22 protein-coding genes are annotated in these 24,540 nt (G+C 47.7%); 15 read left to right on the forward strand and 7 right to left on the reverse strand.

Features of this window, described 5'->3' with window-relative positions; translation table 11 throughout:
* The first annotated feature begins 63 nt into the window (after positions 1-63).
* The 8 genes from MHI21_RS02955 to MHI21_RS02990 all read left to right on the forward strand — a co-directional run bounded on the left by MHI21_RS02955 (position 64) and on the right by MHI21_RS02990 (position 9,225).
* Positions 64-3,189, forward strand: coding sequence for a DEAD/DEAH box helicase (locus tag MHI21_RS02955; protein ID WP_342419401.1), 3,126 nt, complete (start codon positions 64-66; stop codon positions 3,187-3,189).
* Between the two features lie 20 nt (positions 3,190-3,209).
* Positions 3,210-3,935, forward strand: a complete 726-nt coding sequence (locus MHI21_RS02960) for a phosphoribosylglycinamide synthetase (RefSeq protein ID WP_342419402.1) — start codon at positions 3,210-3,212, stop codon at positions 3,933-3,935.
* Between the two features lie 151 nt (positions 3,936-4,086).
* Complete coding sequence (locus MHI21_RS02965; protein WP_342419403.1) at positions 4,087-4,992, forward strand: M15 family metallopeptidase; 906 nt, start codon at positions 4,087-4,089, stop codon at positions 4,990-4,992.
* Between the two features lie 90 nt (positions 4,993-5,082).
* Positions 5,083-5,640 (forward strand): hypothetical protein, encoded by a 558-nt coding sequence (locus tag MHI21_RS02970; protein WP_342419404.1) that lies wholly within the window; start codon positions 5,083-5,085, stop codon positions 5,638-5,640.
* Entirely contained in the window at positions 5,640-5,978 is a 339-nt protein-coding gene (locus MHI21_RS02975; protein WP_023986799.1) for a hypothetical protein, read from the forward strand. Before MHI21_RS02970 ends, MHI21_RS02975 begins: the two co-directional genes overlap by 1 nt.
* A 1-nt stretch (position 5,979) precedes the next feature.
* Complete coding sequence (locus tag MHI21_RS02980; RefSeq protein ID WP_342419405.1) at positions 5,980-7,413, forward strand: glutathionylspermidine synthase family protein; 1,434 nt, start codon at positions 5,980-5,982, stop codon at positions 7,411-7,413.
* Between the two features lie 94 nt (positions 7,414-7,507).
* On the forward strand, positions 7,508-7,921 hold the full coding sequence (locus tag MHI21_RS02985) for a DUF350 domain-containing protein (protein ID WP_341162388.1): 414 nt from the start codon (positions 7,508-7,510) through the stop codon (positions 7,919-7,921).
* Between the two features lie 227 nt (positions 7,922-8,148).
* A complete protein-coding gene (locus tag MHI21_RS02990) occupies positions 8,149-9,225 on the forward strand; it encodes a Gfo/Idh/MocA family oxidoreductase (RefSeq protein WP_342419406.1) in 1,077 nt (358 codons plus the stop codon).
* Between the two features lie 165 nt (positions 9,226-9,390).
* Here MHI21_RS02990 and MHI21_RS02995 read toward each other — a convergent pair whose 3' ends face one another.
* Together MHI21_RS02995 and MHI21_RS03000 are read right to left on the reverse strand one after the other, a co-directional pair.
* Positions 9,391-9,891 (reverse strand): NUDIX domain-containing protein, encoded by a 501-nt coding sequence (locus tag MHI21_RS02995; protein ID WP_061829990.1) that lies wholly within the window; start codon positions 9,889-9,891, stop codon positions 9,391-9,393.
* Between the two features lie 135 nt (positions 9,892-10,026).
* Positions 10,027-11,496, reverse strand: coding sequence for an MFS transporter (locus MHI21_RS03000; protein WP_165179027.1), 1,470 nt, complete (start codon positions 11,494-11,496; stop codon positions 10,027-10,029).
* 164 nt (positions 11,497-11,660) lie between these two features.
* Between MHI21_RS03000 and MHI21_RS03005 the strand changes: the two genes are divergently transcribed.
* Positions 11,661-12,083 (forward strand): MarR family transcriptional regulator, encoded by a 423-nt coding sequence (locus MHI21_RS03005; protein ID WP_069290990.1) that lies wholly within the window; start codon positions 11,661-11,663, stop codon positions 12,081-12,083.
* A 98-nt stretch (positions 12,084-12,181) separates the two neighbouring features.
* Here MHI21_RS03005 and MHI21_RS03010 read toward each other — a convergent pair whose 3' ends face one another.
* Positions 12,182-12,760 (reverse strand): TetR/AcrR family transcriptional regulator, encoded by a 579-nt coding sequence (locus tag MHI21_RS03010; protein ID WP_104497208.1) that lies wholly within the window; start codon positions 12,758-12,760, stop codon positions 12,182-12,184.
* Positions 12,761-12,949: 189 nt separating this feature from the next.
* Here MHI21_RS03010 and MHI21_RS03015 point away from each other — a divergent pair, with 189 nt between their 5' ends.
* Positions 12,950-14,173 carry an MFS transporter gene (locus tag MHI21_RS03015; protein WP_342419407.1) on the forward strand — a complete coding sequence of 408 codons (1,224 nt, stop codon included), beginning with the start codon at positions 12,950-12,952 and terminating at the stop codon, positions 14,171-14,173.
* A gap of 17 nt (positions 14,174-14,190) precedes the next feature.
* Here the strand turns inward: MHI21_RS03015 and MHI21_RS03020 are convergent, their stop codons facing one another.
* Positions 14,191-14,619: a DUF3995 domain-containing protein gene (locus MHI21_RS03020; protein WP_342419408.1), complete on the reverse strand. Its 429-nt coding sequence runs from the start codon at positions 14,617-14,619 to the stop codon at positions 14,191-14,193.
* Between the two features lie 12 nt (positions 14,620-14,631).
* Positions 14,632-15,195, reverse strand: coding sequence for a TetR/AcrR family transcriptional regulator (locus MHI21_RS03025; protein WP_341162386.1), 564 nt, complete (start codon positions 15,193-15,195; stop codon positions 14,632-14,634).
* A gap of 548 nt (positions 15,196-15,743) precedes the next feature.
* Here MHI21_RS03025 and thrS point away from each other — a divergent pair.
* Positions 15,744-17,657 carry a threonine--tRNA ligase gene (thrS, locus tag MHI21_RS03030; protein ID WP_013308583.1) on the forward strand — a complete coding sequence of 638 codons (1,914 nt, stop codon included), beginning with the start codon at positions 15,744-15,746 and terminating at the stop codon, positions 17,655-17,657.
* A gap of 157 nt (positions 17,658-17,814) precedes the next feature.
* Here the strand turns inward: thrS and MHI21_RS03035 are convergent, their stop codons facing one another.
* Positions 17,815-18,615: a GTP pyrophosphokinase family protein gene (locus MHI21_RS03035; RefSeq protein ID WP_061829985.1), complete on the reverse strand. Its 801-nt coding sequence runs from the start codon at positions 18,613-18,615 to the stop codon at positions 17,815-17,817.
* Between the two features lie 277 nt (positions 18,616-18,892).
* On the opposite strand from MHI21_RS03035, the gene MHI21_RS03040 reads away from it, so the two are divergent.
* The 3 genes from MHI21_RS03040 to MHI21_RS03050 are packed head-to-tail and all read left to right on the forward strand — an operon-like array spanning position 18,893 to position 21,040.
* Positions 18,893-19,354 carry an S-ribosylhomocysteine lyase gene (locus MHI21_RS03040; RefSeq protein WP_029515967.1) on the forward strand — a complete coding sequence of 154 codons (462 nt, stop codon included), beginning with the start codon at positions 18,893-18,895 and terminating at the stop codon, positions 19,352-19,354.
* A gap of 5 nt (positions 19,355-19,359) precedes the next feature.
* Entirely contained in the window at positions 19,360-20,130 is a 771-nt protein-coding gene (locus MHI21_RS03045) for an SDR family NAD(P)-dependent oxidoreductase (RefSeq protein ID WP_165178874.1), read from the forward strand.
* A 25-nt stretch (positions 20,131-20,155) separates the two neighbouring features.
* Positions 20,156-21,040: a MetQ/NlpA family ABC transporter substrate-binding protein gene (locus tag MHI21_RS03050; RefSeq protein ID WP_023986814.1), complete on the forward strand. Its 885-nt coding sequence runs from the start codon at positions 20,156-20,158 to the stop codon at positions 21,038-21,040.
* 163 nt (positions 21,041-21,203) lie between these two features.
* Here the strand turns inward: MHI21_RS03050 and MHI21_RS03055 are convergent, their stop codons facing one another.
* The gene (locus tag MHI21_RS03055; RefSeq protein ID WP_165178875.1) at positions 21,204-22,043 is read right to left on the reverse strand and encodes an AraC family transcriptional regulator; all 840 of its coding nucleotides are present in this window, start codon (positions 22,041-22,043) and stop codon (positions 21,204-21,206) included.
* Between the two features lie 240 nt (positions 22,044-22,283).
* On the opposite strand from MHI21_RS03055, the gene MHI21_RS03060 reads away from it, so the two are divergent.
* Entirely contained in the window at positions 22,284-24,467 is a 2,184-nt protein-coding gene (locus MHI21_RS03060) for an alpha-galactosidase (RefSeq protein WP_342419409.1), read from the forward strand.
* The last annotated feature ends 73 nt before the right edge of the window (positions 24,468-24,540 follow it).

The following is a 24,540-nucleotide window of genomic DNA, read 5'->3' on the forward strand; positions in this document are numbered from 1 at the left end:
AAAAGAGCCCGTTTTCGTATATGATGAAGAGTAATAATTCAAAAGGCTGGACGGGAGACAGATATGAATCAACCGCTTTATGGAATATGGCTCGGAGATGTGTTTTTTTGCTTTTCTGGTGAGACGTCGGAACCACGTATCGATGCGTGGAGCAGTGTAATCCGCAGGCTGACGCTAAAGGGAGACCTTCGGCCGTTTCGGCAGGCTGCGTTGCGTCTTGCTGAGGTACGGATACCGAACACTGCTCGTGTGGAAACCGCGGGCAGAGGTGGCAAAAGACGTTCCATGTTGGGGCGTACATTGGAGGGTTTGGCGCTGGAACCGCGCGAGACGATGGCACTGCTGACCCGCATGGACGAGAAGGGCTGTGCGGCATCGGGCATTACGCTGGGCGAGGAAATGCAATATTGGCAAAAAGCCGCTTATTTTGCGCTAGAGCTGATGCAACGGGGCGAAATTGCGCCATCGCTTACAGAGGCGCGTCCATCGGGACCGCGTCGTCGTGGTCCGGAAGCGGCTGTCGGGGTGTGGATTCCTCGACTGTGTCAAGAGGAGGACATACGCCGCTTTCATGAGCTGGCTGCTGCGATGCCAGCTGTTTGTATGGCGGCTCCGGCCGTTTTTGCGGGTAAGGAGCCTGAAACACGCGAGGATGCAGCCGGAATCGTGCTGTACTCCTTCTTGTGTGCGGTCATCCATGCGGAAACGACCGCGGTGCTGGCAGCATCAGACCGTGAGCTGGGTCGATATCGCGCAGAGTATCGGCGCGGAGGATCGCCGCTGGCGGAGCTGTGGTGGAACAGTCTGCTGACAGGTTCCCGCCCGGTGGCGATTCAGGGAACGCCCGCGGAGATGGAGGAGCTGGTGCTTCAAGCGTCCTCTCTTGAGGGAAGCGCAATGCCTGTCACGGAACGGGAAGACAAGGAGCCGATAGAAGGGCAACTGCGGTTGTGCCTTCGTTTGGAGCCTTCCCTGGAAGAGAGTGTCAAGGATTGGCGCATTACCTTTTGGGCAGAAAGCGATGCTGAGCCGGGGTTGCGACTGCCTGCTCTGGCACTGTGGGCGCATCCTGAACGTGATCTGGTTCGAGGCGGAATTGTATATCGTCAAGTGCAGATGCAACTGCTAATGAGGCTCGGACAGGCGGCTGAAGCGGCGCCTATATTGCAAGAAGCGTTGAATCGTCCTTATCCCGAGGGGCTGACACTGGAGCCAGAGTTGTTCTTCCGCTTCCTGATGGAAGCCGTTCCTGCACTACAAAAGAACGGTATCACCGTGCAAATGCCTTCACGCTGGAGCCGGGAGGGCCGAAGACGTGCAGGCTTGCGGCTCAAAATGCGTTCGACAGAGCAGGGTGCCAAGCCAGAGGGTGTGATTGCCGATACATCGTCTGTCGGCATTAACCGCATGATTTCGTTTGATGCCGAGGCAGTGCTGGGTGATACGACTTTGACGATGGAGGAACTGGAAAGCATCGTCGCGGCCAATTTGCCGTATGTACGTCTCGGAGGGGAATGGATCGAGGTCGATCCTAAGGAAATCCGTCAGGTGCTACGCTTTATCAAGCGCGGGGAAAACGGTGAGATGAGCTTGTCCGAATGGATGCATCTGGCTGCAGAAAATGAAAGTGCAGGCGAGGCCTCGTGGAAAGGCTTGTCCATCTTTGGCGCGGAATCCGCCGGATTGCTTGCGTCTTTGGCTGAGGGCGGCGTACTCCGTTCGGTAGAGCCGCGGCCTGTGCCGGAGACGCTGCATGGCGCATTACGGCCCTATCAAGAGCGAGGCTTTCAATGGTTGGCCGCGATGCGCGGATTGGGCTTTGGCGTCTGCCTTGCGGACGACATGGGGCTTGGTAAAACGATTCAGGTCATCACCTGCCTGCTCGACGGTGGCATCGGCGCAGATGATCAACGTCCGGCGTTGATCATCTGTCCGACGTCCTTGCTCGGCAACTGGCAGCGCGAGTTGAAGCGTTTTTCACCAGATTTGTCACTGTATATTCACCATGGCAACCAGCGACTCCATGGCGAGCTGTTTCAGGAAAGTGTACGTGAGTATGATATCGTCCTCACTACCTATCATTTGGCGGGCCGGGACGGCAGCGATTTATCTGCGGTATACTGGTCCTCTATCGTGTTGGATGAGGCGCAATATATAAAAAATGCACGAACAAAGCAAGCACAAAGCGTCATGAAGCTGTCTGCTCCACACCGGATTGCCATGACAGGTACTCCGGTAGAAAATCGGCTGAGCGAGCTGTGGTCTATTTTTCAATTTCTGAATCCAGGTTACCTCGGTACGGCTTCTTCATTCCGCCAGCGTTACAGTCTGGCAGGAGAGGAGCGGGGGTCCGCGTTGCGTGAGCTTCATCGCCTCGTCTCCCCGTTCATGCTGCGTCGTCTCAAAAGCGACCCAGATATACGCAAGGATTTGCCAGAGAAGCTGGAGTTGAAATCCTACTGTGTACTGACACCAGAGCAGGCCGGATTGTATCGGGGCGTGGTGGATCAATTATTGGGAACACTGGATGGGCAGATCGGTATGGCTCGCAAAGGGCTTGTTCTATCTTCGCTGACCAAGTTGAAGCAGATTTGTGACCATCCGGGTCTGATCATTCCGGGCCGGGCTGATAGTGGTAAAACTGAAAACTCGGGCAAAATGGAGCGACTGCTGGAATTGGTAGAGACGATTCGCGAGAACGGCGAATCGGCGCTGATATTCACCCAATATGTGTCGATGGGAGAATTGCTGGTCTCTCGTTTGGCCAAAATCTTCGGGGAAGAGCCGTATTTTCTGCATGGAGGACTGGCGAAAACCAGACGTGATGAAATTGTTCACAACTTCCAGCAGGGAGAAGGACCGAATATATTCGTACTTTCCCTGCGTGCAGGTGGCGTGGGCCTGAACCTGACACGCGCCAGCCATGTCATTCACTATGACCGCTGGTGGAATCCTGCAGTGGAAAACCAGGCGACGGACCGCGTATTCCGTATTGGTCAAAGCCGCAATGTACAAGTGCACAAGCTGATTTGCCAAGGTACGCTGGAGGAGCGGATCGACGAGCTGATCGAGAGCAAAAAGGCACTTTCCGAGCAGGTTGTCGGCTCCGGTGAACATTGGCTCACCGAAATGTCTGATGATGAATTGCGCGGTCTGATTGCGCTGCAAAATGATGTATGGATTGAGTGAGCAGAGAAAGGATGAAGGCGATGACGAGGCCGCGAGTGAAGCTAAAAGTAACTGACGGTCAATGGATAGCGGAATTAGACGGATTGGGGTTGGAAGGCGAATCAACGGGTGTACCTTCCACACATGCTGTCCAATGGACTGGCCCAGCGCCTGTACTTAACCCCGAACAGCGGAAGGCATGGCTGGAGCAGCTAAAAGCAGATCCTTTGGATATCTACCATTTTTTGCAAGGGAAAACCTGTCTATCGCTGGATGAGATCGTTCAGCTAGCAGCTGAGACAGCCACTTCCAGCATGGAGGATGGCGTGGGTGTAGTCGACGATGTGAAGAAAGCTCTTCAAGCCGGTCTGGAAAGCGAGCCGCAGACCTGTCTGGAACTAATCGGAATGACGCGGGAAGAGCTGCTGGAGTTCGTATTTAGTGCTTGGGCCGGAGAGTTATCCCATGTGCAGGGGACATCCCCTGCGCTTGAGTCTACCTCACGGCAGGAAGGCGGACGCAGCGGATCGGCAGCGATTAGCGAATGGATTGCAGAGTCTGCGGCAGAAGGAGCATTGCATCGTCCCGGTGCGGGCTTTCATGCGATTGAGATTCGTCTGCCGCAGAAGCTTGCTCCTAAGAAGGAAGCGGATATTACGGCTTTGCTGCCGGGTTTACCCCGTGCGGAAGAGGCATTGAAACTCATACGTGAACGGGTAGCCGAGCGGGCCCGAGCTGCAATCCCGCAAAAACGTCATACTCCGTAACAATTCGGGTATATACTTCCTTTTTCGAGTCTATTCGCCTTCATCGAACGGGATAATGGCTTCGAAGAGTGCTAAAAGTTCAGTTACAATGGGGAAACGGAAAAGTGACGGCAAGTCATGCATCAATTGCAATATTGGAGGAGATACCAGCATGAAACGACATATACAACAGACGCGAGCATCTAAGCGCTGGACCAAAGCACTCATTCCAGGGCTGATCCTGCCAGGGCTATTACTGGCAGCCTGCCAGCAGGGAGGATCAGGTGGACAGGAAAGCGAGCCGTTGAAGTCATCTACAGCGGTACAGGAGAATGTACAGCCTTCCGCCCAGCCGGATACGGGCAATGGCAGCACTAGCGCTGGACAAGCCTCTGCAGGTACAGAAAGTGGACAAGCCGACCCTGTGATGGCGTTGCGGAGCCAGAGTGCGCTGCAAGCCACGGTTAAGCAAGAGGATGGAACCGCGATCGTCACTAATGCGACTTCTGATACAGTCGTTGTGAACAAAAAGCGCAGCTTGCCTGTAGGCTATGTCCCCGATGACCTGGTGGAGCCGCAGGTGCCATTTTCCTTCGAGGGACCGCATGAAAAGCGGCATTTGCGTAAGGAAGCGGCAGAGGCACTGGAGAAGCTGTTCGACGGTGCGGAAAAAGACGGCATTGAGCTGCGTGCGGTATCGGGATACCGTTCCTATAAGCGTCAGGTATCTATTTTCAACAACAATGTAAAGACAAAGGGGCAGGAATATGCCTCTAAAGTTAGCGCTGTACCGGGTACGAGTGAGCATCAGACAGGATTGTCCATTGATGTATCCAGCCCAAGCGTAGGTAATGTGCTGGAGCAATCCTTCGGAGCTTCCAAGGAAGGCGAATGGCTGGAAAAAAATGCACCGGAATACGGATTTATTATTCGTTATATGAAGGGTAAGGAAGATGTAACCGGCTATGTGTACGAGCCTTGGCATATCCGTTATGTGGGAATAGACATTGCGGAGGATGTAGCCAAGCAGGGGATGACGCTGGAGGAATATTTCGACGAGAACAATATCAAGCTGTAGCAGTGAAAACCAAGCCGTAATCCTAGGGATTGCGGCTTTTTGTCGTGTTTTTCTTCCAAATTGAACCTTTTCAAGGTAGAATCTCGTATAGTGAACGACGACATAAGCGCTTTGATTTGTTGCAAACCTCATGACAGAAGCGTACAGGAAGGGAAGGGAATCATCATTTATTATTCATTAACGTATCGCGAATGGTCGGAAGACACTCAAAAGGAACTGCGCAGCCTGACACGGGAATCCGTATCGGGAGATGAGCTGTTTCTACGCAAGCTTGTAGACGCTACGCGTCTCCATGACAAACTATGGTCGCATATCTCGAATGAAAGTGAGGAACATACGGATCATTCCGTCTATGTGACTGAATTTACAGGGGAACGTGCAAAGCCTTACGGTGCGTCCATCACAGACCTCGTGCTTACCAGTGAGGGAGGTTACACTTCCACATACAGTGCAATGTACTGGATATGGCATGAACCTGCATTCCGTAGTATGGATCAGCGGGAAGGTTCGGTATTTACTTTGGAGTTGGCCCAACGGCTATTAGATCACTATACAGTACTGGGTGGCAAAACATATGAATTTATATATTCGGTATTGGACCCTCAGCTGAAAAAGGTACATCTGTTTGTGAAGGAGGTCGATCTGTGATGGAGCATTCTTGGGAAAAGATGAAATCCAAGCCCGGCTCTCGTACACGGATGGCGGCTTTTGCCCTGATGTTGGCTGTCCCAGCTGCTCTGACGGGGTGCGGTGACGACGAGTATTATGACTGCGATGAGCTTCCTGTATCGGAACAAACGGCGTGTCGGGATTCAGGCAGCAGCGGGTATTACTATGGCGGATCGACTTATTATAGTGGAGGCTCCTCATACCATAGCAGTCGTTCATCTTCCAGCTCATACCGCAAAAGCTCATCCTCATCTTCCAGCTCACACAGCGGTTTTGGCAGCAGCGGCTCACGCAGCGGCTTTTTCTCTGGGGGTTAAGATGAGCATGCGTACGATTCGGCAATTGCCTTATGAACATGATGAGCTTTTTAAGGGTGAAATCAGCCGTATCATCCCGTATCACCGCATGTATGGCAAATCCTATTGCGTGCCGGCCTTAACGGTATATCGGGAAAGCGAGCTGGCAGAGCTTCAGGTTGCTTCTGAGGCGGTACATCGTATTTATCGCAAGGTTCAGCAATTCGTTCAGCGCTATATGCCGGATGAATACCTGGTGGAACGGTTGGGGATTCATCCGGGCTTGCTGCGTGCTGCACGTATGGAGGCCGAGCCGGATGGGATAACCCGCCAGGACTGGATTGTGGGGGAAGCGGGTATCAAGTGCATTGAGAATAACACCGATACCCCAACCGGGATTCCCGAGGTGGCTTATCTCGAAGGAAAGCTGCTGGAGGTGCTGAGTAGGGATGGAATGTCGGAAGATGACAATGCACTACATGGGCCCTCATCTGGAATGGACGAGGCGATTCAGTCTGCCTTGACGGAGCTTATTCATTTTTATAGTCGCAAGGGATTAGGGACAAAGGTGTATTTTGCTTGCTATGACTGGCACATCGAGGATCAGACCAACACCAAATATATTATGCATTTATGTGAACAAGCCGGATTCGAAGTCGTTTATGCTCCTTTGGAAGAACTGGAGATTATCCCGAATGAAGGATTGTATCACCGGGGAGAGCAGATCCACATTCTCTATCGCCTGTATCCGCTGGAATATCTAATTGATGACCGGGAAGAGAATACGGGGCTTGAGGTGGGGCAGGCGCTAATGGATATGGTGGCAGACGGGAAAATAGGATTAATCAACCCGCCACAGCATATCATTACCCAGAGCAAAGGGTTCACCGCAACCGTGTGGTCACTGTATGAGCGAAATGAGCAGACACCAGAGTTCTGCGGTTTTCGCTTGTTTGACGATCGCGAGCTGGAGGTGATACGAACCTACCTGCTGCCTACGTATTTTGAACCCTCGGTGTTTATGCAAAATAAAGAGCCTTATGTGGCCAAAGGTATATGGGGTCGGGAGGGTAAAGGGACGCACTTGATTGAACATCCTCAATCCGAGGAGATGCTGAAAGTCGCTTTGGGAGAGGTTGAACCTGCGCAGACTGACAACCCTGATCTGCTTCACCAAGCTGATGCTTCACGAACGCCTGAGCAGGAGGAAGCCGCACATATTGCCGCTTATTACGAGGGACAGCCTAAGATTTATCAGCGGCTGTGGCCGATGCAGAGTGCAGAGGTACAGACCGAGGAAGGGCTATTCCACGGCTATGTGCTGACAGGTATATTCGTGATCGGGGGGCGTTTTGCGGGTGTCCTGCCGCGAATCGGTGAAAAGGTAACAGGTGATATGGCCTACTATTGCGCCGCCGCCGTTGCCACCGCACCTCCTAATCCGCACGTTATATAAGCTGAATTAAAAAAATGTACAATATTCGAACTTATCTGTTCATTTACAAGTGAGGATTTGGCAAAATCCTGAAGTATCATAAGGAGGAAGAAAATTGGACTCTTATATCAGTTTGGGCAACGCATTGGGCAATGTAGGTATCGGCCTGCTTATCCTGTTTGCCATCTTAATCGTAGGTTATTATGTGTTCAGCTTGCTGACACGTTATAACGATAATCAAGAAATCGCACGCGGCAATGAGGCGGCAGGCATCTATATGGGTGCAAAGCTGCTAGGTCTGTGTATCATCGTGGGGATGGTGTCGTACAGCAGTCATTCATGGCTAGATATGCTGACCTGGTCGGCTGTGGGCATTGTAGTGCTGTGTCTGGTCTATGTGATTTTTGATCTGGTGACGCCGCGTACCAAGGTGTGCGAGGAAATTGCCAAAGGCAATGTGGCTCTGGCACAGCTGCTGCGCTCGATCATCGTCGGGGTGTCTTTTGTGGTAGGTACATTTTTGATGTAGTCGATATAGAGAAGGAATACCAAGGATCTGCAATACCGGACAACGGAGCTGCAGATCCTTTTTTTATGGAACATTGCATTCACTGCCCGGCATCAGACTGTTGAATTGAAGGTTGCAACGATCACTTCCTGTGGGGACTATTCTATAAAGCAACGGGTGATACTGCATAGCAAAAGGAATTTGCTACAGAGTTCAAACCAAATAGAAGAGAAGGGAATTCTGAACATATGAGTACCTCCACCTCCCCAACCAAACAAATTCGGATGGGTATCATTGGCCTGGGTCTTATCGCTGAATATCACATAAGATCACTGCACAGCATCTCGGGGGTATCTATTGTGGCCGTTAGTGATGTGAATCCCAATCGCCTTCAAGCCATCGGAGAACAATTGCAACTGCCTGCTTCCAAGCGGTACGCCCATTATGAAGCATTAATCCGTGACCCAGAGGTAGATGCGATTCTGTCGCTGACACCCAATGATGTGCATTTTGACATTATTCGTATTGCGCTGGAAGAACACAAAGCTGTACTGGCAGAAAAACCATTGACTCTCACATGGGAGGAAGCGGATCAGTTGAAAAAGCTATATACAGCGAATCCGGTGCCTTTACTGGTTCACTATAAGCATCGCTACGGCGCGGCCTTCCAATATACCAAGCAACTGCTGGATGAGCAAAAGCTGGGCAAAATCTATAACATTCAATTTCGTTATCTAATGGATGCATTTGCGCCGTATCGTCAGCATCCGTATACATGGCGTCACAATTTAGCCAAGGCTGGTTCTGGAGTAGTGGGGGATACAGCATCCCATATCATTGATCTGGCCCGTTTTCTGGTGGGTGAATTTAAAAGTGTCGCAGCGCTGCTACATACCATTACACCCGAGCGGTTCGATCCGATCACGGGTCTGCCTGTAAAAGTGGATGTGGAAGATCTCGCTGCCTTTCATGGCATCGTAGGCGACAATACCGTGGGAACCTTTATCACTCATAAAAATGCCATCGGCATACGGCACGATATCGAAGTCGATATCTATGGAGAACTTGGCACACTGCACGCCAGCCTCAATAACCCGGAAAGTATCCGCATCGTGCTGCGTGACCTGGAACACCCGGGTGCCGAATACGAGACTTGGGCTGTCCCTGTAATCTATAATCATACGGCTTATGAAGATTTTGTTGAGCTGGCAAGGGGAAAGTCTGTGGATCGTGCTCCCATATTCGAGGACGGCTACAAAAATCAGTGGGTACTTGAGAAAATACTGCAATCCTGGAAAGAGAATGGACGTTTAGTAGAAATGTAGGAGATGTAAGGGGAGTCGCTGAAATTCCAGCAATGACAAAGAGTATAAACATGCTGTGACCCGCAAGAGGGTTCCTTGGAAAGAGCAGCCATCTTGCGGTTTAGCAATTCAATATCTGTAAAGACATCTTTTTCATCATTTTTGCATCGCCACGCTTATATCACTTCAAATCAATCCTGCCTCAATCTTTTCAATAATGGTCAGCAAGAAGGATTCAGCTAAGCTGTTTTTCAAAATGGCTTGCTTGGCTTCCTCCAGTGTAAACCAACGTGCTTGATCTACCTCCGTACTAAGAACATCTAACTGATCGTCATTCACAATGGATACAAAATTCAGCATCAGTGTATTGCTTCGTTCAAAATACTCGCTGCGCATATATTGATACTCATCGACTTGTAATCCTACTTCTTCCTTAACTTCACGCACCAATGTCTGCTCGGCGGATTCACCCTTGTTCACATAACCTGCCAATAAAATGAAGCCTTGAATATTGTACTGCTGTATGAGCAGCACCTTATCTCTCTGACTATTCAATACAGCGGTACTGATCGCAGTGCTGAATATCGGGAAACGAAAGACCTGGCATGTATGACAAAAGGGGATAGGGCCTTCGCCTTCACACTCCTTCACCATCAATTTTGTTCCGCATTCATAGCAATATTTCATGTAAGCTCCACCCTTGTATCCCATTTTTAAAATTGTAAATGTTGCTTTTAATGCTGTGTTTGTACTGCAATACTCATCATCTTAATTCTACGATCATTGTTCTGTCTACGGACGCTTTATTTCTTCTCTTGGTCTTTATCCCTTTTCTTGCTGCGTTCTTGCCCGTCTAGCCCCGATCAGCCGCCAGCCTGTTAACAATGCCGCCACAAGACAGATGGACGCGGACGTCATAAAGACTACATGCATGCCTGACAGAAAAATTTCTGGATGACCCGAGACCAAGCCGGTGACCCGATAACCAGCCTCTTTACTCATAATATAAAAGAGGATGGATGTGGCCAAAGTAATCCCCACAACCATACCGACGTTGCGAACCAGCGAATTGACACTCCCGGCTGAGCCGAGCTGTGTGCGGGGTACTGTAGACATAATCAGCGAGTTGTTCGGCGATTGAAATAAACCACTGCCAATGCCCAGCATGGCAATCCACAGACCCACGAGCGGGATAGAGCTGCCTGCATGCAATTGGGCCAATCCAATTTGGGCAATAACCATAACGACCAGCCCGGCGAATGTAAGCAGTTCAGATCCGATTTTATCGGAAAGCGCACCGCTGAGAGGGGCCACAATAACCATCGAGATGGGGAGCAGCATCAGCAGGAACCCGGCATGAAAAGGCGACAAGTTCAGCATATTCTGCGCATAAAAGGGCGAAATGATGTTAAAGCAAAAATTAGCGACGAACACCAGAAAAGCACACAAAATACTGAGCGAAAATAACGGGTTTTTGAATAGCGCGAGCTGTAAGAGCGGCCCAGGACGACGAAGTTCCAACCTAATGAACATGGCAAAAGCAACTACAGCCACCACCAGCGAAGCAACGATGCGTTTGTCGCCATACCCGACCTGCTGTCCCAGCAACAATCCGACGAACAAAGTGAGAATAAAAATAGCAAATACCAAGCTACCGGGAACGTCAATTTTATCTTTCACCTTGATCAAATCCTTTGGCAGAAGCTTCCAGCCAAGAAAGACAGCGACCAGCCCTACCGGTACATTGACCCAGAAAATGTACTGCCAGCCCAGCGACGAGACAATAATACCGCCCAAGCTTGGCCCGGCGATACTGCCCAGAGAAACGAAGGTTCCAATGAGGCCAAGTGCTTTGCCCCGTTCATTGGACGGGAAGATATCTGTCACGATCCCCTGGCTGTTCGCCATGGTCATGGACGCTCCAAATGCTTGAATAATGCGGGAAATCAGCAGCATAGAGAGCGAAGAGCTAAGACCGCACATTAGGGAGCCAAGAATGAATACGATTGTGCCGATTTTGAATATTTTGATTTTACCGACGATATCTCCAAGCTTGCCAAAAAATAAGATAGCGGTACATATCGCCATTAAATAGGCGGTTGTCACCCATTCAATCTGTGCCACGGGTAAATGTAGCGTGCGAGACAACACAGGAAGAGCGATATTGACGATGCTTCCATCCAATGTGGACATAAATGTAAACAGATTCAAAACAATTAAAATTAGCCAACGTTTCTTCTGGACTTCGATATTCTCTTGATAGGTTGTAGCAGCTGTAGCAGTTGAACTCATCATTACACCTCGTTATCGTTAACAATTTCTATTTAGTTGCACGCGCAACTAAATGAACGGTTCTAGTGTACAGCAAATTAGTTGCGTGCGCAACAATATTGTTGTAAACTTTGCTTTGGTCCCAACTGGGGATTTGTCATTTTCAAGCCAATGAGGTGTATTTGATGAGAAAAAAACCGATTGGAAAGCTAATTTCCCACTTGTACCGTCGAAATCAAAAAATACTGTCCAAAAAACTGGCCCCTTACGGAATCGGCAGTGGAGGACAACACAGCTTTTTAAAGCTCATTTTGCAGCGGCCAGGCATTACACAAGAGCAGTTGACGAATGAACTTAAATTTGACAAGGCAACCACGGCACGCTCTGTAAAACAATTGGAGGAATCAGGCTATATTGAACGGAAAACGGACCCAAATGACCGCCGTTCCTATCTTGTATCTCCCACGGCCAAGGCGTTAGAGTTTGCCCCTGTCTTACAAGGAATATTGGATGAGCTCAATGTCAGCCTTGTCCATAAACTATCCGAAGAGGAAGAGGATCTTCTTATCGACTTACTGCAAAAGATTAGTATAGACCCTGACGAATAAACAAATAAATAAGGAGTTAGCCAGAGGATCGTGGCAGGTAAAAGAAAAAGCAGCCCTCATAGAGGATACTCTGTGAGGGCTGCTTGATACCACGTCATTCAGTCCAAGCCAATTCCTTTGAACGCATTCGTGACTAATTGTCGCACATAGGAATCGTCTAATGGATAACCGGTTACCAGCAATCGATAAAAAACCGGCCCATAAATGAGATCAATACATAATTCAATATCGAGATTTTCCTTCAATTCTCCGCGCTCTATTCCGCGCTCAATAAGAAGCCTGGCCTCAAGTCGCCGAGGGTGGAAATATCGGGTCCGGTATGCCTCTGACAATCCTGAATCAAGTTGCCCTTCGCCTATTAACTCCGTAATGATTTTACCCTCTCGGCTTATTAAGAACCGCATTAAATTCGTGGCATGAATGAGAATGTCATCTAATACACAACCCGTGTCGGGCACGGGCAATCTTGCTATGGTGGCTGACAGGAAGCCATCCATTACTACTGCAGCTTTGTTGGGCCACCATTTATAAATGGTGGCTTTGCTAACTTTCGCTCGCTCAGCGATTTTTTCTACCGTCACCGCCCCAAAGCCTTGCTCCAACAGTAGATCATAGGAAGCGTTAAGGATAGATTTTTGCGTCTCGACATTACGTGGACGTCCTCTTTTGCTCTGCACTGGAATGCTCACCTTCTTAACAGATATAAGTAAACGCGTAAAATAAACTATACGTTCAGTATATCAAATATCATGTGAAATAAAAAAAGTTGATTTTGCCTATTTACAAAACGAAACGTTCAGTATATTATTTGATTATCGAATTAATGAACTATACGTTTAGTATTTAAATTAATGAGGAGGATTATCATGCAAAGAGAACAACAAGCCTTAGAAAGTAACCGTATCTCAAATTGGATGATGTTTTTGTTGGCAGCCGCATGCGGCCTTATTGTTGCCAACCTGTACTATGCTCAAACCCTTGTAGGACCTATTCACGTTGCTATGGGTCTTTCTTCTACAGCAGCGGGCTTCATTGTCACCTTGACTCAAATCGGTTATGTGGTGGGATTGCTATTTATCGTACCGCTCAGCGACATTATTGAAAATCGACGGCTCATGGTCATATCGTTAATCATTACAGTCTGTGCCTTGGTTGTTGCCGCTTTTGCCACCAATGCCCCGTTGTTCCTGACCGCATCCTTATTCATTGGAATTGGATCTGTGGTAGCCCAAATACTGGTGCCGTACGCCACCTATTTAGCCTCCGAAGAGCAGCGCGGCCGCGTTGTTGGGAATGTCATGAGTGGACTCTTACTAGGCATTATGTTCGCACGGCCAGTAGCAAGCTTTATCACCAGCATCTGGGGATGGCAAGCCGTATTTATTTTGTCAGCCATTGTCTTGACGCTGTTGACGATTCTGCTCTCCCGAGCTCTTCCAGAGCGCAAGCCTGTGCCTACGGTATCTTACAGTAAATTAATTTTCTCGCTAGGCACTCTTTTAAAACAAACGCCTGCACTGCGCCGCCGTGCCCTGTATCAAGCCTGCCTATTTGGTGCCTTCAGCCTATTTTGGACTGTTGTTCCTCTACGTTTGGCGGATGATTTCGGAATGTCTCAACAAGGGATTGCATTGTTTGCTTTAGTAGGCGTAGGCGGTGCAGTAGCTGCTCCGATTGCCGGGAGATTGGCTGACAAAGGTTGGAGCAAAGGTTTAACCGGGTTAGCTATGATCATTGCAGCCTTGTCTTTTTTGCTCATCTATCTTTTTCAAAGTCATTCGACGGCTGCGCTCGTACTTCTCTTTATTTCAGCGATTACACTGGATATGGCTGTATCGGGAAACCTTGTACTTGGACAGCGTGTGATTTACTCCTTGGGAAGTGAGGCGAGGGGGCGTCTGAACGGATTATTCATGTCTATTTTTTTCATAGGCGGAGCGATTGGATCATCATTAGGCGGTTGGTCGTATGCGTTAGGAGGTTGGAATTTTAGTTCTCTGATTGGAGTCGTCCTGCCTGTGCTGGCTTTGCTGTACTTTTTCACTGAGAAAGAAACGAGTGGAGACGTGCGAAAGAAACAAACCACCTGATAGAGGTCAGCTTTAAGCTATGCCGTACGCAAAAACATAATGATTAAAATGGCTGTTCCCAAGAGAAAACAAAGGGGCGAGTAGAGCACAGTGTCCCACTTTGCAAAAACAGTTCCTTTTTTTCTCTTGAAAAACCCTACCCATTTGAAATCTCCTATAGAACGTAAAATAAATACGCACGACAACAAGCCTGCACCGTAGGAATGAAAGGTACTGAAAATCAGGAATTGTGTAACTCCACCTAGTTCTAGGACGAACCAAGCGGCTAAAGCTAGTAGAATAGCTACAATTGATGTCCCTATCTTGGAGGGCTCAAAGAGCAAAGCCGTTCCTGTGCTTGGGATCGTTGCCTTTGCACCTTTTTGTCCGCCAAATACCCAATATAGATGCATGCCGCTCAGTACCCATAGAATTCCGCCTACTGCCCATGTAAGTAACTCCAACATGTGGCATCCTCCTTAATTGAATTCATTCGAAATCCACTCTGTCCAAATCATGTGAATATGCTGTTGAATGGCTTCGTCACTTAATGTCTCTTGCTTGTGACGCTCATACCAGCCTAAGTAGTAATGGTACAACATCCATGATCTCTGAAAGGCTTTCTCTGGCTGCATTCCCTTCTGTATTAGAAGCTCTTTCATAAACTCCATTCTCATCTGTTCAACTTCATTGAGCAGGGAACGGTAACTATCATCCTTCAATGACAGTTTTCGCAGATAAAACAGAAAATCTCCTCGTCTCGTTTTCCCGAACATCTGGGTTAACAACTCTCTGATCCGCTCATCTGCGGCAGCATGGATGATGGACGCTGCAATAATCTGTTGTGTCGTCTGTTCCTTCCATGTCTCCACAATCTGTCTAATGTAGCTGCTGCGATTGTTAAAATACCAATAAAAACTGCTCTTACTGCACCCTAGAGAAACGGCCATTTTCTCAACAACAAGTTGATCTATTCCACCCTGTTCAAAACATTCGATTCCTTTCTGAATCCATTGTTCTTCTGTGACAATAATTTTAGGCATCTCTCCTTCCCCCTTTCTGTACGGTATCGTCTAGATAAGTATATATTATAGTGTTTCTAGAGCTGTGTAAATATGGGCACATGAGCTCCCTTAGCTAGCTGATGCATAGGAGGCATGAAATTACATAAACGCCCACTTGAAATACCTGCGAATTTGATCTATAATGCTGTAGCATATAGTGATATTCAAGGCATTGACCAAAGACATGATTTCCTTGAAGGGCCGTTCAGAGAGAAAAGACGAGGCTGAGAGCTTTTCCGGCAACCGCATGTGAAGTTACCCCTTTGTAGCCGTGACGTTGAACATGTAGCTGTGTAATCTGGCAGTAACATCAGTAAGCGCCTACCGCTTTATCCCCGTTAACGGATACCAATGGAGGGTCACGCATGTCGTGCATGAGCATGTTCCGATGAACATAAATGTACGCACAGGAGCGGGCCGAACTAGGGTGGAACCACGAGCTGAACGCACTCGTCCCTTGAGGGAGAGAGGCGTTTTTTTGCGTTCAATTTTGATATAGAACACAATTTGAAATGGAGGCTTTAATCGTGAGTATTCAAGTGAAATTGCCAGATGGAGCCGTACGCGAGTACGAGCAGGGCGTAACGATCGCCGACGTGGCGGGTTCGATCAGCTCCGGGCTGAAAAAGAACGCCGTAGCAGGTAAAGTGAACGGGAAGGCTGTAGATCTGAACACCGTTTTGGATCAGAACGTTGACCTTGAAATCATTACGCTGGACGGTGCAGACGGTCTGGAAATTTATCGCCACAGTACAGCGCATTTGCTCGCTCAGGCGCTCAAACGCATTTACGGTGAGAAAAACGTGAAACTGGGTATCGGTCCGGTCATCGACAGCGGCTTCTACTATGACATTGATATCGAAAACCCATTGTCCGTTGACGACTTGGCCAAGATCGAGAAGGAAATGACGAAGATCGCACAGGAAAATCTGCCGATTACACGTCGTGTGGTCAGCCGTGAGGAAGCCACTCGTATTTTTGGAGAGTTGGAAGATCCACTGAAGCTGGAACTGATTCGTGATTTGCCGGAAGAAGCGGAAATTACGATCTATGATCAAGGCGAATTTTTTGACCTGTGTCGTGGCCCGCATTTGCCATCTACTGGCCGTATCAAAGCATTTAAACTGTTGAGTGTAGCGGGTGCATACTGGAGAGGCGATTCCAACAACAAGATGCTGCAACGTATCTACGGAACAGCATTCCCGAAAAAAGCACAACTGGATGAGCACCTGCATTTGCTGGAAGAAGCGAAAAAACGCGACCATCGCAAGCTGGGTAAAGAGCTGGAACTGTTCATGTTCTCCGAAGAAGCACCAGGCATGCCGTTCTATCTGCCTAAAGGTATGGTTGTCCGCACTGCATTGGAAGATTACTCCCGTGACATTCAACGTCTGCATGGCTATGAGGAAGTACGTACACCGCTGATGATGAACAACCGTCTGTGGGAACAATCGGGACACTATGAGCATTACAAGGAAAACATGTACTTCTCCGAAGTGGATGAAACTACATTTGCTCTGAAACCGATGAACTGCCCAGGGCATATGCTTGTGTTTAAAAATGAGCTTCACTCTTACCGCGATCTGCCAATTCGTATAGCCGAATTTGGACAAGTGCATCGCCATGAGCTGTCCGGCGCGTTGAACGGTATGATGCGTGTTCGTACATTCTGTCAGGATGATGCGCATATTTTCGTCACACCAGGTCAGATTGAACAAGAAATTACAGACGTAATTAAGCTGATTAACGAAATGTATAGTGTGTTTGGCTTTGACTTCACAGTGGAATTGTCCACACGTCCAGATGACTTTATGGGCGAGCCAGCACTGTGGGATCAAGCGGAACAAGCTCTGCAAAACGTGCTGGATCACCTGGGCATCAACTACCGTATTAATGCGGGAGATGGAGCATTCTACGGTCCGAAAATTGACTTCCACATTCTCGATGCGCTCAAACGCAGCTGGCAGTGCGGAACGATCCAATTGGACTTCCAAATGCCTGAAAAATTCGACCTGACTTATGTGGGCGAGGACAACCAGAAGCACCGTCCAGTCGTTATTCACCGTGCCATCTATGGTTCGATTGACCGCTTCATGGGCATCCTGACTGAGCATTTTACAGGTGCATTCCCATTGTGGTTGGCTCCTGTTCATGCGAAGCTGTTGCCAGTATCCGAGAACTATATCGAGACTGCCAATGAGATACAGGATGCGTTGCTGAAAGCAGGTCTGCGCGTCGAAGTGGATACTCGCAATGAGAAGCTTGGTTATAAAATCCGCGAGGCGCAATTGGAGAAGGTTCCATATATGTTCGTTATCGGGGAAAATGAAAAAACAACCGGTACTGTAGCGGTTCGTAAACGCGGCGAAGGCGATCTGGGATCACTCAGCATTGCGGATATCGTTGAGAAAATCAGCACAGAAATTCGCGAGAAACAGTAATATTTGATCAGAAAATGTGTAAAAGAGCCATCAAAACCATGATGAACGTGGTTTTGATGGCTCTTTTTTGTACCCAATACATAAGAATCCAGCGTAAGACTGAACCATAGTTTTTGCAGCCTCAACTGAATTCTTGAATTATCTTATACACAAATACTTAGCAGGTTTGTGGCCGTGAAGTGGCGTGATCTGCTGGGAGGGAGAGTGTCTTCAAGGACGTCTCTTCGGATTGTTTGGCCGGGGATTCTTCCGCATCCTGTTCCTCGCTAAGCGATAAAATTTCGCCGCGCAACTTCAGCATTTTCTGATCCAACTCGTAGGTTGCACGTGCGGCTTCGGTCAATCCATTAACGACATGTTCAGGCACTTTCTTATCGAACTTATAGTACAAAATATGCTCCATACTGGCCCAGAAATCCATAGCCAATGTGCGCAATTGAATTTCAACCTTGATCCAGCGTGTGCCCTCAAACAGGATCAGTGGAATTTCCACAATGACATGCAGGCTCTGGTAGCCGTTGGGCTTAGGATGGGCTATATAGTCCTTGACCTCCAGAATACGAATGTCTTCCCGTGTGTGAAGATGATCCATCAGACGATAAATATCTTTCACAAAAGCGCATACCACGCGCATTCCCGCGATATCATGAATTTCACGCAATATATTGTCCAAGGTAACTTCATGCCCTTTGCGCCGAACCTTTTCCACGATGCTGTGGGGCTCTTTGATCCGGGTTTTAATATGCTCAATCGGGCTAAAACCGTCTAACAGCTTCCATTCCGTCTGAATCAGCTTAATTTTATTCTTTAATTCCTCCAGAGCCAGCTGATAAAGGACGGGAATCTTTCTCCACTCCTCTAGTTGCTTGGCGTCGACACTGTTTTGATCCAGCTGTAGCTGAAATTCCTGCAAGGGTAATGGGACAGCATTCAGGTGCTTCCAATCCGGTTCATTCACAGAGCATTCTCCTAAATGAGGCTTATGATGTCCTCGATCTTTTTCGTAAAAATGCATTATCGTATACATTGTACACTATGTCAAAACCTACAGGCAAAGGAGAGACGGTCAAAGAAAAAAAGAAATACCACAAGAATTATAGTGGTAAAACCGAGTAATCCGATGTATAATTACAAAAATGCTGATTGGGAGCATTTAATTCTTTTAAAAAAATCACAAATGTAGAGTATCCATCATTAGATTAAAAATATAAATTACAGAAAAGAGGAAAAGAAAAATGGCAAAAGTAGAAAGTTTTCAATTAGATCACACGATTGTAAAGGCTCCTTATGTAAGAGCAGCGGGAGTAGAGCATGATGAAAAAGGAAGCACAGTACAAAAGTATGACTTGAGATTTTTACAACCTAATGAAGACGCACTTCCGACAGCAGCTGTACATACGCTGGAGCACTTATTAGCGACGTACCTGAGAGATGAAATCAAAGGAATTATTGATATCTCTCCTATGGGATGCAGAACGGGGTTCTACTTGATTTTGTGGAATGAACATGAGCCTGAGGAAATTGCACTCGCTTTGGAAAAAACCTTGAAAAGAATTCTGGAAACGACAGAGGTTCCGGCTGTTACTGCTTTGGAATGCGGGAACTACAAGGATCACTCTCTTTTTTCCGCGCAGGAATATGTGAAGATTGTATTGGAAGCTGGTATTAGCCGCGATCCTTTCGAAAGAGTACTTTAAAATCTATGATTTCGATTGACCTATCTCATCAGACAGCGGTAGTGACAGGCGGCAAGTCAGGCATAGGCAAGGGAATTGTAGAGCTTTTCATTCAAAGCGGAGCTAAAGTGATTTCTGCTGATATTTCTTATGAAGAGCCGTATAGAGTGGTCAATCCACAGTTGGTTGAAACGCAATTGGACATATCCAAACCGGATGATATCGAAAGATGGTGCGATCTACTAATCAGCGAGGCGGGAGTTCCTGATATATTGGTGAACTGTGCTGGTACTTCTACGATGGATTATGTCATTGATAGTGAGTTAGCTGATTGGGAGAAAGTATTTTCGATCAATTCAACTGGGCTGTATGTAGCGTCCAAACGGTTTGCCAAGGAAATGGTGGATGCGCGCAAACCAGGACGAATTATCCAAATTGCTTCGCAGGCTGGAAAAAATGGATATCGGGCCATGGGCGGATACTGTGCTTCCAAACATGCGGTTCTTGGCTTGACCAAGGTGATGGCCATTGAGCTTGCTCCGCATCAAATTTTGGTGAATGCGGTTTGTCCAGGTATCGTAGAAACGCCGATGAAACATCGTGAACGGATTGAAGGGGGCGTCATTCGCGGAATGACCGCTCAAGAAATATACGAAGAAGATTGTTCACAGGTACCTTTGGGGAGAACGGCCGAGGTGGAGGATGTCGCCAATGTGGTGCTGTTTCTGGCCAGTCCGCTCTCAGCATATATGACAGGACAAGCGATTAATGTTACAGGTGGAATGACGATGCACTAGCATACATGATCTGGGGGAAAACAACATGAAGAAATCGTTCGTTTTACTATTAGGGATTAGTTTATTATTGGTTGCCGCAGGATGCGGTAATAAAAGTTCAGACAGCAATGGCTCCAGCGCCGCTTCCGGTTCGGAAACGCAAAAAGTAGTCATCGGCTCCATGGGCTCTGACGCCCAGATCTGGAAGCATATTGCCCAGTCTCAGGCCGCCAAGGATGCCAAGCTGGACATTGAAGTGAAAGAAATTAACGGCGGAATCGAAACGAACAATGCGACCAAAGAAGGCGAAGTAGACGTGAATGCATTCCAATCGTGGGCGTACCTGGTTAGCTATAACAAAGAGAGCAAAGCTGATTTGAAGGCTATAGCCACAACCTACCTGGAACCCATGGGGATTTATTCGCAAAAATTCAAAAGCATCGATGAAGTGACCGACGGGGCTCTGGTAGCTTTGGCAGATAACCCAGCCAATACGGCAAGAGGTTTAAAGTTATTGGAAGCCTCCGGTTTGATTAAGCTTAAGGCTGACTTTAATGATGCCTTGGGTACAGTCAATGATATTACTAGCAATCCTAAAAACCTGAAATTTGAACTCATTGATGACAAAACAGGACCACGAGTGATTCAAGATGTAGGCTTGGTGCTAATTGGGAATACGATTGCTTTAGAAGGGGGCCTGAATGTACTGAAAGATTCCTTGTTCCATGAGGAGATCAGTCAGGCAACCAAAAATAATATTAACGTTCTGGTTACTTCATCTGATAAGGCGAATGACAAAGGGCTGCAAAAGTTAGCGGATCTCTATCATAACGAGGATACTCAAAAATACATTAAAGATGAATTTGGCGGCACCAAAGTAGAGGTTAAAGAGCCGGTTTCTTATTTGGAAGGACAAACTACAACAAAATAAACTTATGAGATCAGCCAGTTTTTCTGGCTGATCTTTTTTGTTCGTAAGAGCCCCGTACCGGTAGTCGGGTAGAAGTCATCTCTGCTCTTAGACTCCACGCCGAATATGTGACAAACGTTGAGTTGATGTCTCCCATCTTCCACATGAGCCAGTGATTGTATTTTTAGTAGTCGACTTGAGTTTGAGTATGGGTTTCGGTTCGATAATGTTTGGGGGAGAGTCCCTTTACCTTTTTAAAAATTTTTGAGAAGAGTAAAGGGTCGTTATAGCCGACTGAACGGGAAATATCACCGATCGAAAGTTCAGCGTTTCCCATCATTTCACATGCTCTGTTGATCCTATAGCGAACCAAATAATCCTGAATACTTGTGTTCACTTGTTGTTTGAATAACGAACATAAATAGCTTCGATTGAGTCCGATAAAATTTGCAATGTGCTCAATGGTAATTTTCTGAGCATAATTCATTTCGATAAAATCCTTCACTTTTTCCACGTAAATTTCCGACCGGCTTTCCTTTTGTTCGGGAGGTGTTACCGGACCGAATTCTATAAGCTCCGATAACATTAAGCAAAGCAGACCGGTCAGTCTGGTTTCCCGAGCTTTATGGCATTCACTTGATTCGTTCATTCGCTGCAAATACTGATGAATCAAATGGTCTCCTTCAAAGTTGAGGATTGGACGCGTCATCGTTAGGCCTGCTTGCTTGAGGAGTGTTTCTGCCAGTGCCCCGTCAAATCCAAACCAGCAATAAGACCAAGGGTTCACTACATCGGCTTGATAATAAGTAATGACCTGGGGGCAGATTAGAAACCACTGTCCTTTTCGCAAGCGATAACTGAACCCACCGACCTCGAAGGTACCTTCTCCGTCCAAAATATAATGAAGCAGATAGTGATCTCTTATCGCAGGTCCAAAAAAGTGACTCGGTATGCATTCCTCTATGCCAAACTGAGTTAGATACAATTCAGAATGCTGTTTACTACGCGGCAAATATTCTATCACGCTAAATCTCCTTATGTAAATTATCAGCATTATAACATAAATAGTGAGCACCATGCCATGTACTTCATATCTAAAGTTAATATATCATTTCTATAGAACCTATTGCGAATATTATGAGGAGATTATCAAGCTTTACACCATGTGAACTTAGTTGATGGCTGCTACAAAAAGGTTCTTCTATGTACCTTTTTAGGTGCGGATTTCCGAGAGGTATGATCTAGAGGAAGGGGTTATTTTTCCATGGGTATCATTGTTCAAGAGCAAACGGGGCTGTTTCATTTGCAGTCGTCGGACATGAGTTATATTATTCAGATTGTAGATGGATTTCCTGTACATGTATATTGGGGAGGCAGGCTGAAGCACCGTGAACCCATGGCCGATCTATTGCTTCACACTCCTGCGATGGTTGGATTGGATCGGTTGCCGCAAGAATATCCGCAGTATGGGAGCGGGGACTTCCGTAACCCGGCGTATCAAGTAGAGCTTGAGGATGGAACTCGTATCACGGAGTTAAAGTATAATGGCTACCGAATCACTAAGGGAAAGCCATCATTAACCGGGCTTCCGGCCGTATATACCGAAAATGAAGGCGAAGCGGATACGTTGGAACTGGAGTTACAAGATGACTTTTCAGGCCTTAAAGTTGTTCTTCTTTATACCGTCTTCACGGATCGAAACGTAATCGCTCGTTCGGCTCGTTTGAGTAATGCGGGAGCCAAGAATCTTCGGCTTCTCCGTGCTCTAAGTGCCAGTGTCGATTTTTCAGGTAAAAGCGATTTAGAGTTCATGTATCTTTCGGGAGCATGGGCTCGGGAGGGGAATATTACCCGCAAACCGATTCTTCAAGGTGAAACCCGAATTGATAGTAAAAGGGGCATGAGCAGCCATCAACTCAACCCTTTTGCTGCATTGGTCACTCGGGGAACAACGGAAAGCTATGGTGAGGTATTCGGCTTTAGCCTCGTGTACAGCGGGGGCTTTGAGGCGGGAGCAGAAATAGATTCATTCGGCTCTACACGGTTTAGCATCGGCGTGAACTCCTTTGATTTTTCGTGGTTACTGAGCCCAGGGGAGAGCTTCCAAACGCCAGAAGCCGTTATGGTTTACTCCGGTCAAGGACTGGGAGATATGTCGCGGACGTATCATCGCTTGTATCGGACTCGACTTTGCCGAGGGAAATATCGGGATGAAGAACGCCCTATTCTGGTCAATAACTGGGAAGCTACCTATTTTGACTTCAATGCAGATAAGCTGGTATCGATAGCGAAAGAAGGGGCTGAGCTAGGCATCGAACTATTTGTCTTAGATGACGGTTGGTTCGGAAAACGGGATTCCGACAATTCGTCTCTCGGTGATTGGTACGAGGATCGTCGGAAGCTACCAGACGGACTCGCGGATGTCGCGAACCGTATCAATCGGCTGGGCCTTAAGTTCGGGCTCTGGTTTGAGCCAGAGATGATCTCTCCAGACAGCGAGTTGTACCGGGAGCATCCGGATTGGTGCCTTCACGTTCCGGGACGGCGGCGCAGCGAAGCTCGATGGCAGCTAGTGCTGGACTATACTCGCAAGGAAGTGCGCGATTTCATCTACGATTCGCTGGCTGCCATTTTCTCCAGCGTGCCGGTCTCTTACGTGAAATGGGATATGAACCGCTGCCTGACGGAAATTGGTTCCGCAGCTCTGCCGCCGGAGCGCCAATCTGAGACTGCCCATCGCTATGTTCTTGGATTGTATGAGCTGCTGGAGCGCGTCACCACCGAATTTCCGCATATTCTTTTCGAGAGCTGTTCAAGTGGCGGAGGACGTTTTGACCCAGGCATGCTTTACTACATGCCTCAAGTCTGGACTAGTGATAATACCGATGCGGTGGAACGCCTGAAGATTCAATATGGAACTAGCCTTGTCTATCCTGTAAGCGCCACCGGAGCGCATGTGTCAGCAGTTCCGAACCATCAAGTTGGACGCATAACACCCCTTGATTTTCGAGGTGATGTGGCCATGTCCGGAAATTTTGGATATGAGCTTGATCTCACGAAATTCACCGATGAGGAAAAAGAGACGGTCAAACGCCAAATCGCAGTATATAAGCAGATACGTGGCTTAGTTCAGAAAGGTGACTTGTATCGTCTAAAGAGCCCGTTTGAAGATAACGAATCGGCTTGGATGTTTGTTTCTGAAGACCAAGAGGATGCCATCGTCTACTATTTCCAAGTGATGGCTGTTCCGAACGCGCCTTGGCGAGCCCTGCGCCTTGACGGACTAAATCCAGAGCTCGAATATGAAGTTAAGTCAGGAAATAGCGGGCAAAAGTCTATCCATGGGGGGGATCGGCTTATGAAGTTGGGCCTCCCTCTTCTCTACAGACAAAAAGACTATGAAAGTGGATGGTTCAGGCTTCGGGCATTAAGGTCCAACAAGGCTTAAGGCTTAAAGGATCAGTACAACAGTACAATTGGCAAAAGATAAAAAACAATCGATTGAGTTATGCATGCCCCTT

The organism is Paenibacillus sp. FSL H8-0168, assembly GCF_038592955.1.
Lineage (GTDB): Bacteria > Bacillota > Bacilli > Paenibacillales > Paenibacillaceae > Paenibacillus > Paenibacillus polymyxa_B.

What these genes read in the sequence shown, in the direction of transcription:
- MHI21_RS02955 (WP_342419401.1), top strand. Translation starts at nt 64, where the DNA reads ATGAATCAACCGCTTTATGGAATATGGCTCGGAGATGTGTTTTTTTGC.
- MHI21_RS02960 (WP_342419402.1), top strand. Translation starts at nt 3,210, where the DNA reads ATGACGAGGCCGCGAGTGAAGCTAAAAGTAACTGACGGTCAATGGATA.
- MHI21_RS02965 (WP_342419403.1), top strand. Translation starts at nt 4,087, where the DNA reads ATGAAACGACATATACAACAGACGCGAGCATCTAAGCGCTGGACCAAA.
- MHI21_RS02975 (WP_023986799.1), top strand. Translation starts at nt 5,640, where the DNA reads ATGGAGCATTCTTGGGAAAAGATGAAATCCAAGCCCGGCTCTCGTACA.
- MHI21_RS02980 (WP_342419405.1), top strand. Translation starts at nt 5,980, where the DNA reads ATGAGCATGCGTACGATTCGGCAATTGCCTTATGAACATGATGAGCTT.
- MHI21_RS02990 (WP_342419406.1), top strand. Translation starts at nt 8,149, where the DNA reads ATGAGTACCTCCACCTCCCCAACCAAACAAATTCGGATGGGTATCATT.
- MHI21_RS02995 (WP_061829990.1), bottom strand. Translation starts at nt 9,891, where the DNA reads ATGAAATATTGCTATGAATGCGGAACAAAATTGATGGTGAAGGAGTGT.
- MHI21_RS03000 (WP_165179027.1), bottom strand. Translation starts at nt 11,496, where the DNA reads ATGAGTTCAACTGCTACAGCTGCTACAACCTATCAAGAGAATATCGAA.
- MHI21_RS03005 (WP_069290990.1), top strand. Translation starts at nt 11,661, where the DNA reads ATGAGAAAAAAACCGATTGGAAAGCTAATTTCCCACTTGTACCGTCGA.
- MHI21_RS03015 (WP_342419407.1), top strand. Translation starts at nt 12,950, where the DNA reads ATGCAAAGAGAACAACAAGCCTTAGAAAGTAACCGTATCTCAAATTGG.
- MHI21_RS03020 (WP_342419408.1), bottom strand. Translation starts at nt 14,619, where the DNA reads ATGTTGGAGTTACTTACATGGGCAGTAGGCGGAATTCTATGGGTACTG.
- MHI21_RS03025 (WP_341162386.1), bottom strand. Translation starts at nt 15,195, where the DNA reads ATGCCTAAAATTATTGTCACAGAAGAACAATGGATTCAGAAAGGAATC.
- MHI21_RS03040 (WP_029515967.1), top strand. Translation starts at nt 18,893, where the DNA reads ATGGCAAAAGTAGAAAGTTTTCAATTAGATCACACGATTGTAAAGGCT.
- MHI21_RS03045 (WP_165178874.1), top strand. Translation starts at nt 19,360, where the DNA reads ATGATTTCGATTGACCTATCTCATCAGACAGCGGTAGTGACAGGCGGC.
- MHI21_RS03050 (WP_023986814.1), top strand. Translation starts at nt 20,156, where the DNA reads ATGAAGAAATCGTTCGTTTTACTATTAGGGATTAGTTTATTATTGGTT.
- MHI21_RS03060 (WP_342419409.1), top strand. Translation starts at nt 22,284, where the DNA reads ATGGGTATCATTGTTCAAGAGCAAACGGGGCTGTTTCATTTGCAGTCG.